At 66.3% G+C, this 16,992-nt stretch carries 17 protein-coding genes; 9 read left to right on the top strand and 8 right to left on the bottom strand.

Annotated elements, in window-relative coordinates:
• Nucleotides 1-114: 114 nt before the first annotated feature.
• The 4 genes from ctaE to qcrB are packed head-to-tail and all read left to right on the top strand — an operon-like array spanning nt 115 to nt 4,470.
• Nucleotides 115-726: an aa3-type cytochrome oxidase subunit III gene (gene ctaE / locus AC5Y5W_RS05495; RefSeq protein WP_499884169.1), complete on the top strand. Its 612-nt coding sequence runs from the start codon at nt 115-117 to the stop codon at nt 724-726.
• On the top strand, nt 723-1,574 hold the full coding sequence (qcrC, locus tag AC5Y5W_RS05490) for a cytochrome bc1 complex diheme cytochrome c subunit (protein ID WP_499884170.1): 852 nt from the start codon (nt 723-725) through the stop codon (nt 1,572-1,574). The genes ctaE and qcrC overlap by 4 nt, the downstream gene beginning before the upstream one ends.
• A 47-nt stretch (nt 1,575-1,621) precedes the next feature.
• Complete coding sequence (gene qcrA / locus AC5Y5W_RS05485) at nt 1,622-2,833, top strand: cytochrome bc1 complex Rieske iron-sulfur subunit (protein WP_500022231.1); 1,212 nt, start codon at nt 1,622-1,624, stop codon at nt 2,831-2,833.
• Nucleotides 2,830-4,470, top strand: coding sequence for a cytochrome bc1 complex cytochrome b subunit (gene qcrB / locus AC5Y5W_RS05480; RefSeq protein ID WP_500022213.1), 1,641 nt, complete (start codon nt 2,830-2,832; stop codon nt 4,468-4,470). The genes qcrA and qcrB overlap by 4 nt, the downstream gene beginning before the upstream one ends.
• 74 nt (nt 4,471-4,544) lie before the next feature.
• Here the strand turns inward: qcrB and AC5Y5W_RS05475 are convergent, their stop codons facing one another.
• From AC5Y5W_RS05475 to ctaC, 4 genes are all read right to left on the bottom strand, one after another.
• Complete coding sequence (locus AC5Y5W_RS05475; protein WP_500022212.1) at nt 4,545-5,183, bottom strand: DUF2561 family protein; 639 nt, start codon at nt 5,181-5,183, stop codon at nt 4,545-4,547.
• Complete coding sequence (locus AC5Y5W_RS05470; RefSeq protein ID WP_500022211.1) at nt 5,183-6,052, bottom strand: MmpS family transport accessory protein; 870 nt, start codon at nt 6,050-6,052, stop codon at nt 5,183-5,185. Before AC5Y5W_RS05470 ends, AC5Y5W_RS05475 begins: the two co-directional genes overlap by 1 nt.
• A gap of 184 nt (nt 6,053-6,236) precedes the next feature.
• Nucleotides 6,237-6,656: a cytochrome c oxidase subunit 4 gene (locus AC5Y5W_RS05465; protein WP_500022210.1), complete on the bottom strand. Its 420-nt coding sequence runs from the start codon at nt 6,654-6,656 to the stop codon at nt 6,237-6,239.
• A gap of 8 nt (nt 6,657-6,664) precedes the next feature.
• Nucleotides 6,665-7,717, bottom strand: coding sequence for an aa3-type cytochrome oxidase subunit II (ctaC, locus tag AC5Y5W_RS05460; RefSeq protein ID WP_500022209.1), 1,053 nt, complete (start codon nt 7,715-7,717; stop codon nt 6,665-6,667).
• Nucleotides 7,718-7,933: 216 nt separating this feature from the next.
• Here ctaC and asnB point away from each other — a divergent pair, with 216 nt between their 5' ends.
• On the top strand, nt 7,934-9,901 hold the full coding sequence (asnB, locus tag AC5Y5W_RS05455; protein WP_500022208.1) for an asparagine synthase (glutamine-hydrolyzing): 1,968 nt from the start codon (nt 7,934-7,936) through the stop codon (nt 9,899-9,901).
• Nucleotides 9,902-9,920: 19 nt separating this feature from the next.
• Here asnB and AC5Y5W_RS05450 read toward each other — a convergent pair whose 3' ends face one another.
• Nucleotides 9,921-10,895: a carbohydrate kinase family protein gene (locus AC5Y5W_RS05450; protein WP_500022207.1), complete on the bottom strand. Its 975-nt coding sequence runs from the start codon at nt 10,893-10,895 to the stop codon at nt 9,921-9,923.
• A gap of 169 nt (nt 10,896-11,064) precedes the next feature.
• Between AC5Y5W_RS05450 and AC5Y5W_RS05445 the strand changes: the two genes are divergently transcribed.
• Entirely contained in the window at nt 11,065-11,742 is a 678-nt protein-coding gene (locus tag AC5Y5W_RS05445; protein ID WP_500022206.1) for an Rv0361 family membrane protein, read from the top strand.
• A gap of 19 nt (nt 11,743-11,761) precedes the next feature.
• On the opposite strand, the gene AC5Y5W_RS05440 is transcribed toward AC5Y5W_RS05445, so the two are convergent.
• Together AC5Y5W_RS05440 and AC5Y5W_RS05435 are read right to left on the bottom strand one after the other, a co-directional pair.
• Nucleotides 11,762-12,118: a HesB/IscA family protein gene (locus AC5Y5W_RS05440; protein ID WP_499884179.1), complete on the bottom strand. Its 357-nt coding sequence runs from the start codon at nt 12,116-12,118 to the stop codon at nt 11,762-11,764.
• An 85-nt stretch (nt 12,119-12,203) separates the two neighbouring features.
• Nucleotides 12,204-13,280, bottom strand: a complete 1,077-nt coding sequence (locus tag AC5Y5W_RS05435) for a glycerate kinase family protein (protein ID WP_500022230.1) — start codon at nt 13,278-13,280, stop codon at nt 12,204-12,206.
• A gap of 104 nt (nt 13,281-13,384) precedes the next feature.
• Here AC5Y5W_RS05435 and AC5Y5W_RS05430 point away from each other — a divergent pair, with 104 nt between their 5' ends.
• Genes AC5Y5W_RS05430 through AC5Y5W_RS05420 form a run of 3 tightly spaced genes read left to right on the top strand, consistent with a single transcriptional unit; the run spans nt 13,385 to nt 15,872 of the window.
• A complete protein-coding gene (locus tag AC5Y5W_RS05430; RefSeq protein ID WP_500022205.1) occupies nt 13,385-14,053 on the top strand; it encodes a DUF3043 domain-containing protein in 669 nt (222 codons plus the stop codon).
• Between the two features lie 32 nt (nt 14,054-14,085).
• Nucleotides 14,086-15,144: a nicotinate-nucleotide--dimethylbenzimidazole phosphoribosyltransferase gene (gene cobT, locus AC5Y5W_RS05425; protein WP_500022229.1), complete on the top strand. Its 1,059-nt coding sequence runs from the start codon at nt 14,086-14,088 to the stop codon at nt 15,142-15,144.
• The gene (locus AC5Y5W_RS05420) at nt 15,141-15,872 is read left to right on the top strand and encodes an adenosylcobinamide-GDP ribazoletransferase (protein ID WP_500022204.1); all 732 of its coding nucleotides are present in this window, start codon (nt 15,141-15,143) and stop codon (nt 15,870-15,872) included. The genes cobT and AC5Y5W_RS05420 overlap by 4 nt, the downstream gene beginning before the upstream one ends.
• Here AC5Y5W_RS05420 and AC5Y5W_RS05415 read toward each other — a convergent pair.
• On the bottom strand, nt 15,869-16,975 hold the full coding sequence (locus AC5Y5W_RS05415; RefSeq protein WP_500022203.1) for a branched-chain amino acid aminotransferase: 1,107 nt from the start codon (nt 16,973-16,975) through the stop codon (nt 15,869-15,871). The genes AC5Y5W_RS05420 and AC5Y5W_RS05415 overlap by 4 nt on opposite strands.
• Nucleotides 16,976-16,992 lie beyond the last annotated feature (17 nt).

The following is a 16,992-nucleotide window of genomic DNA, read 5'->3' as shown; positions in this document are numbered from 1 at the left end:
CCGCCACGCGCCGATGGTCCCACACCGGTAACTGGTGGCAGCTTATGCGGCAGCGACTCGCCAATTGCCGCCCCGGGTGGAGTTCGACAACTACAAAGCGTCATACTTGCGGATGTGACGAGTGCGGTGGGAACCTCGGGTACTGCTATCACGGCGCGCGTGCATTCGCTCAACCGGCCCAACATGGTCAGCGTCGGCACCATTGTGTGGCTTTCCAGCGAGCTGATGTTCTTTGCTGGGTTGTTTGCGATGTACTTCACAGCGCGCGCTCAAGGCGGCGGTGACTGGCCGCCCCCGCCGACGGAATTGAACCTCTACCAGGCGGTTCCGGTCACGCTCGTGCTGATCGCCTCGTCGTTCACCTGCCAGATGGGAGTGTTCGCCGCCGAGCGCGGCGACGTCTTCGGGCTGCGCCGCTGGTATTTCGTCACGTTCTTGATGGGGCTGTTCTTCGTCCTGGGCCAGGCCTACGAGTACTACCACCTGGTGGGCCACGGCACCACAATCCCCAGCAGCGCCTACGGCAGCGTCTTCTACCTGGCCACCGGCTTCCACGGCCTGCACGTCATCGGCGGGCTGGTCGCCTTCATCTTCCTGCTGGCCCGCACCACGATGAGCAAGTTCACGCCGGCGCAAGCAACCGCGTCGATCGTCGTCTCCTATTACTGGCACTTCGTCGACATCGTCTGGATCGCGCTGTTCGCCACGATCTACTTCATCCGATGACCAGCCGCCTGACGAACAGGAGTGTTCGCTTGAAGACACTGGGGAGTAATCGCTCGCGACGGCGGCTTCGTCGCCGGTTGTCGGCCGGACTGCTGCTGTTGATGGCGCTGGCGGTCGCCGGCGGGCTGGCCGCGGTGCTGACCCCAACTCCCCAGGTGGCCGTGGCCGACGAGTCCTCCTCGGCGCTGCTGCGTACCGGCAAGCAGCTGTTCGATACCTCCTGCGTGACGTGTCACGGTGCCAATCTGCAGGGTGTGCCGGATCGCGGCCCGAGCCTGATCGGCGTCGGTGAGGCGGCCGTCTACTTCCAGGTGTCCACCGGACGGATGCCCGCCGCACGCGGTGAAGCACAGGCGCCCCGAAAGGAACCGATCTTCGACGGCGGGCAGATCGACGCGCTGGGCGCCTACGTGCAGGCCAACGGTGGCGGCCCCACGGTGGTGCGCACGCTGGACGGCAGCCCGGCGATGCAATCGCTGCGCGGTTACGACCTGGGCCGCGGCGGCGACTTGTTCCGGCTCAACTGCGCGTCGTGCCACAACTTCACCGGCAAGGGCGGCGCATTGTCGTCGGGGAAATACGCCCCGGACCTGGAGCCGGCCAACGAACAGCAGATTCTCACCGCCATGCTGACCGGGCCGCAGAATATGCCCAAGTTTTCTGACCGTCAGCTGTCCTTCGAGGCCAAGAAGGACATCATCGCCTATGTGAAAACCGTCAGCGAAGAACGTCAACCAGGCGGCTACGGTCTGGGCGGCTTCGGACCGGCGCCCGAGGGCATGGCGATGTGGATCATCGGGATGGTTGCCGTGATCGGCACGGCATTGTGGATTGGGGCGCGATCATGAGCGCCGGCGACGATGCAGAGCGACGCGATGAGGAGGAGCGGCGCCGGATGAGAGACGGGGTCAGCGGAGAGGGCAAGGGCACCGACACCCCCGGCCAGCAAGGTGCTCCGGGTCAGCCCAGCGATGCCGAACTGAACGCGATGTCGCGCGAGGAGCTCGTCGAGCTTGGTGGCCGGCTCGACGGTGTCGAAACGGTCTACAAGGAATCTCGTTGGCCGGTCGCGGGAACCAAAGCCGAGAAGCGCGCCGACCGCGGAATTGCGTTGTGGTTCTTGGCCGGTGGCGGTTTCGGGTTGGCGCTGCTTTTGGTGTTCCTGTTCTGGCCCTGGGAGTACAAGCCGATGGAGGCTGAGGGCAGCTTCTTGTACTCGCTGACCACCCCGCTCTACGGTCTGACATTCGGGCTGTCCATTCTCGCGATCGCGGTCGGCGCGGTGCTGTTCCAGAAACGGTTTATCCCCGAGGAGATTTCGATCCAGGAGCGCCACGACGGCGACTCCCCGGAGATCCACCGCAAGACAGTGGTCGCCAATCTGACCGATGCTTTCGAGGGCTCGACGCTGCGGCGTCGCAAGCTGATCGGAATGTCGTTGGGATTGAGCCTCGGAGCTTTCGGCCTCGGCACTCTGGTCGCATTTATCGGCGGTCTGATCAAAAACCCGTGGAAACCGGTGGTGCAGACCGCCGACGGTAAAAAGGCCGTGCTGTGGACCTCGGGCTGGACGCCGCGGTACCGCGGCGAGACCATCTATCTGGCCCGCGCTACCGGTGAGCACCTGGGATCGCCGTTCGTCCGGATGCGTCCGGAAGATGTCGACGCCGGCGGAATGGAGACCGTCTTTCCGTGGCGGGAATCTGACGGCGACGGGATCAGCCACGAATCACGTGAACAACTGCGCAAGATCATGATGGGTGTGCGCAACCCGGTGATGCTGATCCGCCTCAAGCCAGGTGACATGTCGCGGGTGACCAAACGCAAGGGTCAGGAGAGCTTCAACTTCGGCGAGTTCTTCGCCTACACCAAGGTTTGCTCGCATTTGGGTTGTCCCTCATCACTTTACGAGCAGCAGTCCTACCGCATTCTGTGCCCGTGCCATCAGTCGCAGTTCGACGCATTGCAGTACGCCAAACCGATTTTCGGTCCGGCGGCGCGTGCGCTGGCGCAGCTGCCCATCACCATTGACAGCAACGGTTATCTGGTCGCCAACGGCGACTTCATCGAACCAGTCGGGCCGGCATTTTGGGAGCGCACCTCATGAGTCCGAAAATCGATATCGGCAACACCCTCGCCCGTCAAGCGCAGGACATCGACACCCGCTATCACCCGTCGGCCGCGGTGCGGCGCCAGCTCAACAAGGTCTTCCCCACCCACTGGTCGTTCCTGCTTGGCGAGATCGCGCTGTACAGCTTCATCGTTCTGCTGATCACCGGCGTATACCTGACGCTGTTCTTCGACCCGTCCATGGCCGAAGTCACCTACAACGGCGTCTATCAACCGCTGCGCGGGGTGGAAATGTCGCGGGCCTACGAAACCGCGCTCAACATCTCCTTCGAAGTCCGCGGCGGGCTGTTCGTCCGCCAGATCCACCACTGGGCCGCGCTCATGTTCGCCGCGGCGATCATGGTGCACCTGGCGCGCATCTTCTTCACCGGCGCATTCCGTCGGCCCCGTGAAGCCAACTGGGTCATCGGTTCGCTGCTGCTGATCCTGGCCATGTTCGAGGGCTACTTCGGCTACTCGCTACCCGACGACCTGCTGTCGGGTATCGGGCTGCGGGCCGCCTTCTCGTCGATCACGCTGGGCATGCCGGTGATCGGTACCTGGTTGCACTGGTTGCTGTTCGGCGGTGACTTCCCCGGCAACATCATCATTCCGCGGCTGTACGCGCTGCACATCCTGCTGATTCCCGGGATCATCCTGGCGCTCATCGGGGCGCATTTGGCGCTGGTCTGGTTCCAGAAGCACACTCAGTTCCCCGGGCCCGGGCGCACCGAGAAAAACGTCGTCGGTGTGCGGGTCATGCCGGTCTTCGCGGTCAAGTCCGGCGCCTTCTTCGCGCTGACCACCGCCGTCCTGGGCCTGATGGGCGGCCTGTTGCAGATCAACCCAATCTGGAACCTGGGGCCCTACAAGCCATCTCAGATATCGGCGGGCAGCCAGCCGGACTTCTACATGATGTGGACCGAAGGCCTGGCCCGGCTCTGGCCGGCCTGGGAGTTCTACTTCTGGCACCACACGATTCCCGGACCGGTCGGCGTGGCGTTGATCATGGGCTTGGTTTTCGTGCTGCTGACCATCTACCCGTTCCTGGAGAAGAGGTTCACCGGCGACTACGCGCACCACAACCTGCTGCAGCGCCCGCGGGACGCCCCCGTTCGTACCGCGATCGGCGCCATGGCGATTGCGTTCTACATGGTGTTGACTCTGGCCGCGATGAACGACATCATCGCCTGGAAATTCCACATCTCGCTGAACGCGACGACCTGGATCGGCCGCATCGGGATGGTGGTGCTACCGCCGATCATCTACTTCGTCACCTATCGGTGGTGCATCGGGTTGCAGCGCAGCGACCGTGCGGTGCTCGAGCACGGCATCGAGACCGGCATCATCAAGCGTTTGCCACACGGTGCCTACATCGAATTGCACCAGCCGCTCGGCCCAGTCGACGGCCATGGCCATCCGATACCGCTGGAATACCAGGGCGCCCCGGTACCCAACAAGATGAACAAGCTCGGCTCGGCCGGCTCGCCCGGCTCGGGCAGCCTGCTGTTCGCCGATCCGGCGTCCGAAGACGCCGCACTGCGGGAGGCGGCGCACGCCGGCGAACAGCGCGCCCTCACCGCGCTACGCGAGCACCAAGACGGCACCAACGGTTCTCACGACGGCGAGCACTAGGGCCCGTCGCCGCGGGTTGACGTGGCTTGACGCCCTATTACGTACTCGACGGCTCGGCCGGTGCTTGCGCGCAATTAGCGTTCGTCGAGCATCCGGCGTAGCTGCCGCACGTGTCGCCAGGGGATCACCGGCATGGCAACCGTGACGATGCCGGCGATCACGTACGCCGTCCAGGCCGCGGCCTGGTGGCCGATGGCCATCAGGTAAGTCGCCGTCGCGACAGCGACCAGCGCAACCCCCATGGCGGTCACCAGTTCGACGGTGCCGCGTAACCAGATGCGATCTATGGTCGCGTCTGTGAAAGCGCTGGCCGCCCGCAGCGCGGTCAACCGCTCGGTCTGGCCGGCCGGGCCGCGAGCCGGCGGATACTCCGCCCTGATCGGTGGCGCGGCCGCAGCACGAGCCGTGATGTGCTCCGATTGCGCCGCGGGCTCGACCCGAGTCGTGCGCCGGGCACGCAGTAGCACCGGGATCGCGCCGACGATGATCAACGCCGAAATGACGATGATGACGTAGAGCACCGACGAGGTGTGCGGGTTGCCCGCCGTCTCGTGAAAGCCCCGTCCCAAATCGATCAGCGCGACAGTGGCCGCCACGCTCACACCGATCAGCACCAGCCAGATCGCGGCGCAGACCCCAACCAGAATGCGATCGCCGGTGGTCGACGACGCCATAGCCCACCCACCTCGGCTGTCCGAATATCTGTTGACCATCAGCAGTTCGTCTGCGGTGCGTTGTTCTCGTTCGACGACAGCACGGCTCCGTCGCTGGTGGTGATCGTGCAGTTGAGTCTGCTGACCCGGAAAAGACTCGACGCCTCCACTGAGCCGACTTCAGACTGCGAGATCGGGGTGACCGTGATCGACCACGGGATATAGACGTTGTGTTGGGTGCGCCGCCGGCCAGAGGCATCGATGTAGGTCACCGAGATGATGTCGCCGGGCGCCTTGGTGCCGGTTACCGAATAGGTGACCTGCCGAGGACCGGCCGGAGCGGTGGTCGTCGGTGGTGGTGGCGGCGGTGGAGCCGCGACGGGCGGCGGCTCCGGGGCCGGGGCCGGCTCCGGAGCCGGCGGCGGTGGAGCCTCGGCGGGGGGCGGCGGGGGCGGTGGGGGCGGCTCACTGGTGGATGGCGGAGGGGGCGCCGGCGGCGGAGTGGTGACGGTGATCTCGTCCTGAATCGGCGGCGCAGACGAGGGCGCAGTTTCCGGGGTGGCCAGATCCTGTGTGTCGGTACGCGCGAATAGCAACGACACCGACACCACGAGGGCGATCGCCGCGACGATCGCGGCCACACCGACAACCCACGGCCAGCGTGGCGGGTGGGGTTCGTCGCCCTCTGCCTCGTGGTAGCTGTCGTAGTCGTAGAGGTCGAGGTCGATGGGCACATAGGGACCGCTGGTGAAGTGTTCAGACTCCGGAGCCGAATAGGCCTGCGAATAGGCATCCGTCTCGCTGGTCGGGTCACTTTCGCCGGTCTGCTCCCCCAGGTGCTCGCCGGCGAAATCGTTGTCGTCGTCGCTGAGCTCGCTGCCGGTCTCCAGTTCGCCAGGTTCCGGTCCTGGGGGATTCGGCCCGCTCATGTTCGTCTGTCCTGTCCAACTACGTCACCAGTGCAGGCGACAACGCGCCTGCATTGCCCAGCGCACGCTCCGCAATTCCACATTGTGCCTCGCAAACCCTACCCAACCGGCAGGTGCACGGCATTCCCGGCGACCTGGTGACGGGTCAACTGATGCCCTGATTGTGACCTTGTGCGCGACCTGATCAGTGCTTCTCGGGCCCGAGGTAGTACTCGAAGACCAATCCGCCTGCCGACGCGAGGACGAACACCACGCCGGCGGCAATCAACCACGGCAACCACAGCCCGATACCGACGGCGGTCACCGAACCCGCCAGGGCGATCATGATGGGCCACCAACTGTGCGGACTGAAAAAGCCTAATTCGCCTGCACCATCGCTGATCTCGGCGCCCTCGTAGTCTTCCGGACGGGTGTCGAGCCGGCGCGCCACAAACCGGAAAAAGGTCGCGACGATGATCGCCAGACCGGCGGTCAGCACCAGCGCGGTGGTGCCGGCCCATTCCACCCCACCGGTGGCGAACAACGTCGTCAGCACGGCGTAGATCACGGCGACCACGATGAAGAACGCGGCGATGAATTCGAACAGCCTGGCTTCGATATGCATAGGTGTCCCTACTTGCTCGCCGCCGGCGACAGCTGTCCGCGGCGGGTTTCGAACGGATGCGTTGTGACCGCGACGGGAGACTGGTTGATCGCCTGCAGCGCCTGGGCGTTCGTCTTGCCGCCGATCCGCTGGTCCAAATAGGCCTTGAAGTCGTTGGGCGCCACCACCCGGACCTCGAAGTTCATCATCGAGTGATAGGTGCCGCACATCTCGGCGCAGCGGCCGACGAATGACCCGATTTGGTTGATCTCGGCGACCTGGAATCGGTTCACCGAGTTGTTGGCCTGGGGATGGGGCATTACGTCCCGCTTGAACAAGAACTCCGGCACCCAGAACGCATGCACGACGTCAGCCGACGCCAGTTGGAATTCGATCCGCTTGCCCTTCGGCAGGACCAGGACCGGGATTTCGGTGCTGGTGCCCAATGTCTCGACCTTGTCGAAGTTGAGATAGGTGCGGTCCTCGGTGTTGAGGCCGGCCACTGGGCCGACCAGTTCCTCGCCGTGCTTGTCCTTGCCTTCCGGCTTGGACACCATCGCCGCCTTCTTCGCAGGGTCGGCGCCGTCGTATTTGAGCGTGCCGTCCTTGAAATCGACCTTTTGGTAGCCGAACTTCCAGTTCCACTGGAACGACGTGACGTCGACGACGACCTCGGGGTCGGACGCCAGATGCATGATCTTTTCCTGCACCACCACGGTGAAATAGAACAGCACCGAGATGATCAGAAACGGTGTGACAGTCAGCACCAGCTCTAGCGGCATGTTGTAGCCGAACTGGCGCGGCAACTCGGTGTCACTGGCCTTTTTGCGGTGGAACGCCGCGGCCCAGAAGATCAGGCCCCACACGATGACCCCTACCACCAACGAGGCGATCACCGCGCCAAGCCACAGCTGCCGGTTGGCATCCGCTTCGGGGGTGATCCCGCGCGGCCAGCCCAGGCCCAGTGCCTCCTGCCAGCTGCATCCGCTCAGGGTGACCGCCAGGACGCCCAGCGTGCCGGCCAATACCAAGAGCCGAAGCCGACGGGAGCCTGCAGAACGGCTTGGCCCGCGGAGTGTCACGTTGGCGCCTCCTGTATCACAAGCTGGGCCGACGGGAGTCGGCCGACTCGCCGCAGCTGTCGAATACTACTACGCAGCGTAGACCACGTGTCCTGGCGAGCCGCGCAGACTCCCCCGCGCCGTCCCCTCGCAGGCTGGGGTCCCCGCCGCGCTGGCGCTACCCCTTGCCCGTCGCCCGATCAGCCTATTCGCGAGGGTGCGGCATACTTGGGCGCGATGTGTGGACTGCTGGCCTTCGTGGCCGCCGCGGCCGGCGATGTTCCGCCCGGTTCTCCCGCGGCCGACGGCGCCGACGGAGCCACCGACGCGATCGCCCGCGCTTCGCATCTGATGCGTCACCGCGGGCCCGACGAGCCGGGGACTTGGGCTGACCCCGATGGGACGGCCGCGCTGGGCTTCAACCGGCTGTCCATCATCGACATCGCCCACTCACACCAGCCGCTGCGCTGGGGACCGCCGGAGACACCCGAGCGGTATGTGCTGGTGTTCAACGGCGAGATTTACAACTACCTGGAGTTGCGTGCAGAGCTGACCGCCGAGCACGGCGTCGCGTTCACCACCGACGGCGACGGCGAGGCCATCATCGCCGCCTACCACCACTGGGGCCCCGGCGCGTTGGTGCGGTTGCGCGGCATGTTCGCGTTTGCACTGTGGGACACCGTCACCGGCGAATTGTTCTGCGCCCGAGACCCATTCGGTATCAAGCCGCTGTTTGTGGCGACCGGATCCGGCGGTACCGCGGTAGCCAGCGAGAAGAAGTGCCTGTTGGATCTGGCCGACCTGGTGGGCTTCGACACCCGACTCGACCTTCGGGCCGTGCAGCACTACACGGTGCTGCAGTACGTACCCGAGCCGGAGACACTGCACCGCGGGGTGCGCCGGCTCGAGTCGGGCTGCTACACCCGGATTCGCCCCGGGGACCCTGCACCGCAGACCACCCGTTACTTCGTGCCGCGATTCGCCGCCACCCCGATCACCCGGGATACCGCGCAGGCTCGCTACGACGAGATCACCGCGGTGTTAGAGGACTCGGTGGCCAAGCACATGCGCGCCGACGTCACGGTCGGGTCGTTTCTGTCCGGCGGCATCGACTCCACGGCGATCGCGGCCCTGGCCATCCGGCACAACCCGCGGCTGATCACCTTCACCACCGGCTTCGAGCGGGAGGGATTCTCCGAGATCGACGTGGCCGTCGCTTCGGCCGAGGCGATCGGTGCACGGCATATCGCCAAGGTGGTCAGCCCGGCAGAGTTCGTCGCCGCCCTCCCGGAGATTGTCTGGTACCTCGACGAACCGGTAGCCGACCCGGCGCTGGTGCCGCTGTTCTTCGTCGCGCGCGAAGCCCGCAAGCATGTCAAGGTGGTGCTCTCTGGCGAAGGCGCCGACGAACTGTTCGGTGGCTACACGATCTATCGGGAACCGCTGTCGCTGCGGCCGTTCGATTATCTGCCCGCCCCGCTGCGTCGGTCGATGGGCAAGGTGTCCAAGCCGCTGCCCGACGGCATGCGCGGCAAGAGTCTGCTGCACCGCGGATCGCTGACGCTGGAGGAGCGCTACTACGGCAACGCGCGTAGTTTCTCCGATGCGCAGCTGCGTGCCGTGCTGCCCGGGTTTCGTCCGGACTGGACCCACACCGATGTGACGGCCCCGATCTACGCCGAATCGGCCGGATGGGATCCGGTAGCCCGCATGCAGCACATCGACCTGTTCACTTGGCTACGCGGCGACATCCTGGTCAAAGCCGATAAGATGACGATGGCCAACTCGCTGGAACTGCGAGTGCCGTTCCTGGACCCCGAGGTGTTCGCGGTGGCTTCGCGGTTGCCGCTGGAAGCCAAGATCACCCGCACTACAACGAAGTATGCGCTGCGCCGCGCGCTGGAGTCCGTCGTCCCCGCGCATGTGCTCAACCGGCCCAAGCTGGGCTTCCCGGTGCCGATCCGGCACTGGCTGCGCGCCGGCGAACTGCTGGAGTGGGCCTACGCCCTGACGGACTCGTCACAGGCCGGCGAGTTCGTCGACGTCGCCGCGGTACGCCGGATGCTCGACGAACATCGTTGCGGTACAACCGATCACAGCCGCCGATTGTGGACCGTGCTGATTTTCATGCTGTGGTACGCGATCTTCGTCGAGCACAGTGTGGTGCCGCAGATCAGCGAACCGCACTACCCGGTGCAGTTGTAGCGCCGAGCAGACGCGGCGCTTAAGCCAGCGCCGCGGCGATCTCGGCAGCGGCCTCGTCGCCGTAGGCACCGGCCAGCCGGCTCACCGCGGACTCGCGGTCCCACTCCCATTCCTGGGTGCCGGTCGACTCCAGCACCAGCACTGCGACCAGCGATCCGAGCTGGGCAGAACGCTCCAGGCTCAAACCCGCGCTGCGGCCGGTCAAAAAGCCGGCCCGGAACGCGTCGCCGACGCCGGTGGGGTCGACCTGGCTGGTCTCCGGCACCACGCCGACGTGGATGGTGGCGCCGTCGCGGTCGACGATGTCGACCCCTTTGGCACCCAGCGTGGTTACCCGCAGCCCGACCTGGGCCATCACCTCGGCCTCGGTCCAGCCGGTCTTGGACAGCAGCAGATCCCATTCGTAGTCGTTGGTGAACAGGTAGGTGGCGCCATCGATGAGCCGGCGGATCTCCTCGCCGGTCAACCGGGCCAACTGCTGAGACGGGTCGGCGGCAAACGCCAGCCCGAGCTTGCGGCACTCCTCGGTGTGCAGGAACATGGCCTCCGGGTCGTTGGCCCCGACGATCACCAATTCCGGTGTGCCGACGTCATCGACGACCTTGGCCAGGGAGATGTTCCGCGCCTCCGACATGGCGCCCGGATAGAACGAGGCGATCTGGGCCATCTCGGTGTCGGTGGTGCAGACGAAGCGCGCGGTGTGCGACGTCGTCGAGATCAGCACGTTGTCGCACTTGACGCCGTGGCTTTGCAGCCATTCGCGGTAGTCACCGAAGTCGTCGCCGGCAGCGCCCACCAGCGCGACATCGCCGCCGAGCACGCCGATGGCATAAGCCATGTTGCCGGCCACCCCGCCGCGGTGGATCACCAGATCGTCGACCAGAAAGCTCAGCGAAACCTTCTGCAAGTGATCCGCGAGCAGTTGTTCGGAAAACCGGCCCGGAAAGCGCATCAAATGGTCAGTTGCAATCGAACCGGTCACCGCAATCGTCACGAAAGATCCACCCTTCATTTTCTAAGCTCGTCTAGCGAAGACTACGCGCGGTAGCGGTGGCCGTTGCACCGCGGCCAGCCGTCAAGGGTGCGTTAGCCTGCCTAGAGCAACCCGATGGCTGCTGACGGCGACCGTCCGCCGTCTCATCCACAGCGTAGGAGAACCCTTGATGCCCGGTCCCTACTCGCCGAACCACCCTCTCGGCGCCGACGGGCCGCCGTTCACCGATCCGCATCCCAGCCAGCCGATTCCGACGCCGCCCGACCACCCCGACTCAACAGGGGCAGGAAATACGCAGGCAGCGCCGCCCGCGGCCGCTTACCCGGGCCAGTTGCCCCCGCCGGTGCCCTATCCAACGCGGCAGCGACGACGGTGGATCATCGGAGCGTTGGTGGCTGTGGCACTGATCGCCGTGATGACTGGGGCGATCGTGTACGGGGTGCGGAGCGACAAATCGGCCACTACCGGTGCCGTATTTTCCGAGGCGACGGCCAAATCGGCGATCCAGGGCTATCTGGACGCGCTGGAGCACCGCGATACCGAAGCCATCGCCCGCAACACGTTGTGCGGTATTTACGACGCCGTCCGGGATCGACGGCCGGACGAGGCGCTGGCCAAACTGTCCAGCGACGCCTTTCGCAAGCAGTTCTCCGCCGCCCAGGTGACCTCGATCGACAAGATTGTCTACTGGTCGAACTACCAGGCGCAGGTGCTGTTCACTATGCGGGTCACCCCCGCAACGGGCGGGCCCCCGCGCGACGAGGTGCAGGGTATCGCGCAGTTATTGTTCCAGCACAACCAAGTGCGCGTGTGTTCTTACGTGCTGCGAACAGCGGGCAGCTACTAACCCGCCGAAGACGACGGCCTCAGTTGAACGAGTCGCCGCAGGAGCACGAACCGCCCGCGTTGGGGTTGTCGATCGTGAAGCCCTGCTTTTCGATCGTGTCGACGAAGTCGATCGAGGCACCTTGCAGGTAAGGAGCGCTCATTCGGTCGACAGACAGCTTCACACCACCGAACTCTGCGGTCAGGTCACCGTCGAGGGAACGGTCGTCGAAAAACAGGTTGTACCGCAGACCGGCGCACCCGCCCGGCTGAACCGCGATGCGCAGCGCCAGGTCGTCGCGGCCTTCCTGGTCCAGCAGTGACTTCGCCTTGGCCGCTGCGGCGTCGGTCAAGATCACGCCGTGGGTGGTGGCGGTCGACTGGTCCTGAACAGTCATTGCGTCTCCCTATATGTGCCTACATGCCGAAATTCGCTGGGATGGGCCCGCTCGGCGCTGAGCGTCCGATTAAAAACCCACCTAGTCAAAGGTACCTTGTCCGGCCGCTATTCCCGAGTTGCGCGGCTGCCGCCGAAGCCAAACCCATCAGCTGGTTGGCGGCATCGACAAGCGCCAGCCGGACCGAACCGGCGTAGTCGGCGATCGCGTACGCGGCGGTTATGCCCGCCGACCGCTGCGTGAAGCCGTCGAGACCGACCTGACCGGCCAGCACCAGCACCGGGATCTGCCGCGAGCGCGCGGCGGCGGCCAGCGCCCCAACGACCTTGCCGTGCAGTGATTGCTCGTCGAGCTGGCCTTCTCCGGTGACGACGAGATCTGCGACGGCAATGTCATCGGCCAGCCCGGTGTGCTCAGCGATGATTGCCGCGCCCGATTCCCGCCGGCCGCCCAGCGCCAGCAACGCCGCCCCGATCCCGCCCGCCGCACCGGCGCCGGATTCGGCGCTCACCTGACGCCCGGCCGCCGCGTCCAGTTCGGCTGCCCAGCCGCTGAGCCGCTGTTCCAGCGCGACAACCGTCTCAGCGTCGGCGCCTTTCTGCGGTCCGAACACCCGCGCGGCGCCCCACGGCCCCAGCAGCGGATATTCGACATCGGAGGCAGCGACCAGTTCCACCCCGGCCAGCCGTTTGCGGGCGACGTCCAGACCGCCGAGCTCGTCGATGAGTCCGCGACCGCCGTCGGTGCTGGCGCTGCCGCCCAGCCCGACGACGATGCGCGTCGCGCCCGCCTCCAGCGCCGCTTCGATGAGCTGGCCGACTCCCCTACTGCCGGCGGCCAACGCAGTCTGCGCTGTCGGCGGACCGCCGAGCTGGGCCAGACCGCAGGCTTCCGCGCAGCCCAGATATGCGGTCATCGATTCCGGATCAAACACCCAGTCGGCCTCGACTTCGTCGTCCAGCGGTCCGACGACCCGTAGCCGGCGCGGTTCCCCGAGCCGGTCAGCCAATACCGTGACAAAGCCCGGTCCGCCGTCGGACTGCGGCGCGATGGTGAACTGATCATGTGGCCGCGATCGGTTCCAGCCGGTGGCGATGGCGGCTGCGGCTTGCACGGCGGTCAACGTGTCGCCATAACTATCCGGGGCAATCAGCACGCGCAGCACGTCCGGGCCGCTCATCTCAGCGAGCGTAAAGGCTCGCCGGCACGTGTGCTCGCCGAAGACTGTTTACCGATCGAAACTCGCTGCACAGTAACCTGGCGACTGTGAAGCTGCTGGGCCGCAAAAAGGACGTCGGTGTCGCCCCGGATGAGAACGAGGCACCGGCGGACCAGGATGACGTCGTCACTTCCGGGGCTGCTCGTCAAGCCACCGCGCCCAAAGGGCGACCCACACCGAAACGAAGCAACAAGCGGCGGGGTCCGGTCGCACCGGCGCCCATGACCGCAGCCGAGGCCCGCGCCCGGCGCAAGGCGATGGCCGGCCCGAAACTGTCCCGCGAGGAGCGGCGGGCTGAGCGGACCGTACGCCGCGCGCAGATGACCGAACGGCGGGAACGCATGATGTCCGGCGACGAGGCCCATCTGCTGCCGCGCGATCGGGGCCCGGTGCGCCGGTTCGCCCGCGATGTGGTGGACTCGCGTCGCAACGTGCTGGGATTGTTCATGCCGTTGGCGTTGACACTGATGTTCATCATGTTCGGCGTACCGCAGCTGCAGCTGTACATGTCGCCCGCGATGCTGGCGTTGATGGCTCTGATGATGATCGACGGGGTCATCCTGGGCCGCAAGGTCACCAGGATGGTAGACGAGAAATTCCCCGACAATACCGAAAGTCATTGGAAGTTGGGCCTTTACGCCGCTGGCCGGGCTTCGCAAATGCGCCGGATGCGCGCTCCTCGCCCCCAGGTCAAGCGCGGCGAAAGCGTCGCCTGACCGCCGCCGGTGCCGAGCACACCCTCGGGGTTCTGATGACCTTTCCGCCGGTGACGCCCCCCGACGCGGATGTCGCCGCGGCGGCCCGCGCCCGGCAGGACACCCTGACCAAGCCGGCGGGATCGCTGGGTCGCATCGAGGACTTGGCGGTCTGGCTTGCGTCGTGCCAGGGTCATTGTCCGCCACAGCAATTCCGGCGCGCCCGGGTGGTCGTCTTTGCCGGTGACCATGGTGTCGCGCGGTCTGGCGTATCGGCGTACCCCCCGGAGGTCACCGCCCAGATGGTCGCCAATATCGAGACCGGCGGCGCGGCGATCAACGCATTCGCCGAGGTCGCCGGGGCGACCGTGCGGGTCGCCGACCTCGCCGTGGATGCCGGTGCGCTGTCACCGCAGATCGGTGCCCATAAGGTGCGCCGCAGCAGCGGTGACATCGCGGTGCAGGACGCGTTGACCGACGACGAAACCACCGCCGCGATCAACGCCGGCCGGCGGATCGCCGACGAGGAGGTCGACGCCGGCGCCGACTTGCTGATCGCCGGCGATATGGGCATCGGAAACACCACGGTGGCAACCGTTCTGGTTGCGGCCCTGACCGGCACCGAGCCGGTCGCAGCAGTCGGCTACGGAACCGGTATCGACGATGCTGGGTGGGCGCGCAAGACGGCAGCAGTCCGCGACGCGCTGTTCCGGGCCGAGCGGGTGCGCTCGGATCCGCTTGCATTGCTGCGGTGTTGCGGCGGCGCGGATCTGGCCGCGCTGAGCGGCTTCTGTGCGCAGGCCGCAGTTCGGCGCACTCCACTGCTGCTGGACGGCCTGGCGGTCACCGCAGCCGCACTGGTCGCCGACCGGTTGGCGCCGGGCGCGCGGCTGTGGTGGAGGGCCGGTCACCGGTCCACCGAACCGGCGCACCAACTGGCGTTGGCTCAGTTGGAGCTCGATCCCATCTTGGACCTGCGAATGCGGTTGGGCGAAGGCACCGGGGCAGCGGCAGCGCTGCCGGTGCTGCGGGCCGCGGTGGCCGCCCTGTCGTCGATGGCAACCTTCGCAACTGCCGGCGTTTCCGGCCGCGTCGACAAGCACCCATCGTGATCCGCTCGCTGGCAACCGCTTTCAGCTTCGGAACTGTCGTACCGCTGTCTGGTGCGACGGACCGGCCGGTGGGTGGCGCAGCGGTGAGCGCGCTGCCGCTGGTGGGCGCCGCGTTGGGCGGTCTGGCCGCCGGTGTGGCCTGGGTTGCCGGGCTGGCGTTCGGGATGGGCAACCCGCTGGCGGGTCTGCTCGCAGTGGCCGCACTGCTCGCAGCCACGCGCGGCCTGCACATCGACGGCGTGGCCGACACCGCCGACGGGCTGGGCTGTTACGGGCCGCCGCAACGCGCACTGCAGGTGATGCGCGACGGGTCGACCGGCCCGTTCGGGGTCGCCGCCGTCGTCGTGGTGATTGTGTTGCAGGGCTTGGCCTTTGCGTCGTTGAGCGCGGCCGGCATTGTCGTCGCGGTGGCCGCCGGCCGCGTTGCGGCGGTGCTGGCCTGCCGCCGGACCATGCCCGCGGCCGAGGGCAGCACCCTGGGCGCCCGGGTGGCCGCCACCCAGCCCGTGGCGGCGGTGCTGGTCTGGATCGCAGTGCTGGTGGTGGCGTCGCTGTGGGCGGCTCCGCGACTGTGGCAGGGTCCGCTGGCGGTGCTGGTGGCGCTGTGCGTGAGTGCCGTTCTGGTCGCCCACTGCGTGCGCCGGTTCGGCGGCATCAGCGGCGACGTGCTCGGTGCTGCGATCGAGCTGACCACGACGGTGAGCGCAATGCTGCTGGCGGCAGGCTAACCCAGCCGCGACATCCAGCCGTGGGTGTCGGCGAACGTGCCGCGCTGAATGCCGGTCAACGTGTCGCGCAGCGCCATCGTGATTTCACCGGGTTCGCCGTCGGCGATAGTGAACTCGCCCTCACCGTGCTTGACGTGGGCGATCGGGGTGATCACCGCGGCCGTGCCGCACGCGAACACCTCGGTGATCTCACCTGCGGCTGCCTTCTTCTGCCACTCGTCGATGTCGATCTTGCGTTCCTCAATCGCGAAGCAAGCGTCGGTTGCCAACTGCAGCAACGAATCTCGAGTGATGCCCGGCAGCAGCGAGCCGGACAGCTCGGGAGTGACCAGTCGGGCCGATCCGCCGCTGCCGAACACGAAGAAGATGTTCATCCCGCCCATCTCTTCGATGTAGCGACGTTCCACCGCGTCGAGCCACACCACTTGGTCACAGCCGTTCTCGGCGGCTTGGGCCTGGGCCACCAGTGACGCGGCGTAGTTGCCGCCGAATTTGGCCGCTCCGGTGCCGCCGGGGCTGGCCCGGACGTATTCCGTGGACACCCACACAGTGACCGGTTTGACGCCGCGCGGGAAGTACGCACCGGCCGGCGAGGCCAGCACCAGATACCGGTACTGCTTCGCCGGGCGCACACCCAAACCCGGCTCAGTGGCAATCACGAACGGCCGCAAGTACAACGACTCCTCGCCCCCGGCCGGGGGCACCCATCCGTCGTCGACGGCGATCAGTTGCCGCAGCGATTCGATGAACAACTCGTCGGGAATCTCCGGGATCGCGATCCGCCGCGATGACGCCCGCATCCGGGCAGCGTTGGCGTCGGGGCGGAACGAGACGATCGAGCCGTCCGCCCATCGATACGCTTTGAGCCCTTCAAACACTTCTTGCGCGTAGTGCAGCACGATCGCCGACGGGTCCAGTTCGATGGGGCCGTAACCCACCACCCGCGCGTCGTGCCAACCCTGGCCGTCGGTGTAGTCGATCGACACCATGTGGTCGGTGTGGTACTTGCCGAAACCGGGATCGGCCAGGATCGATTGGCGCACCTGGTCGCTGGTCGGGTTTGCGGTGTGCGAAACCGTGAACTCGAGGCGGCCGCTGGTCATGGGGCGATTGTATATCC

Source organism: Mycobacterium sp. NGS51, from assembly GCF_059812525.1.
This window is presented reverse-complemented; position numbering and strand designations above follow the sequence as displayed.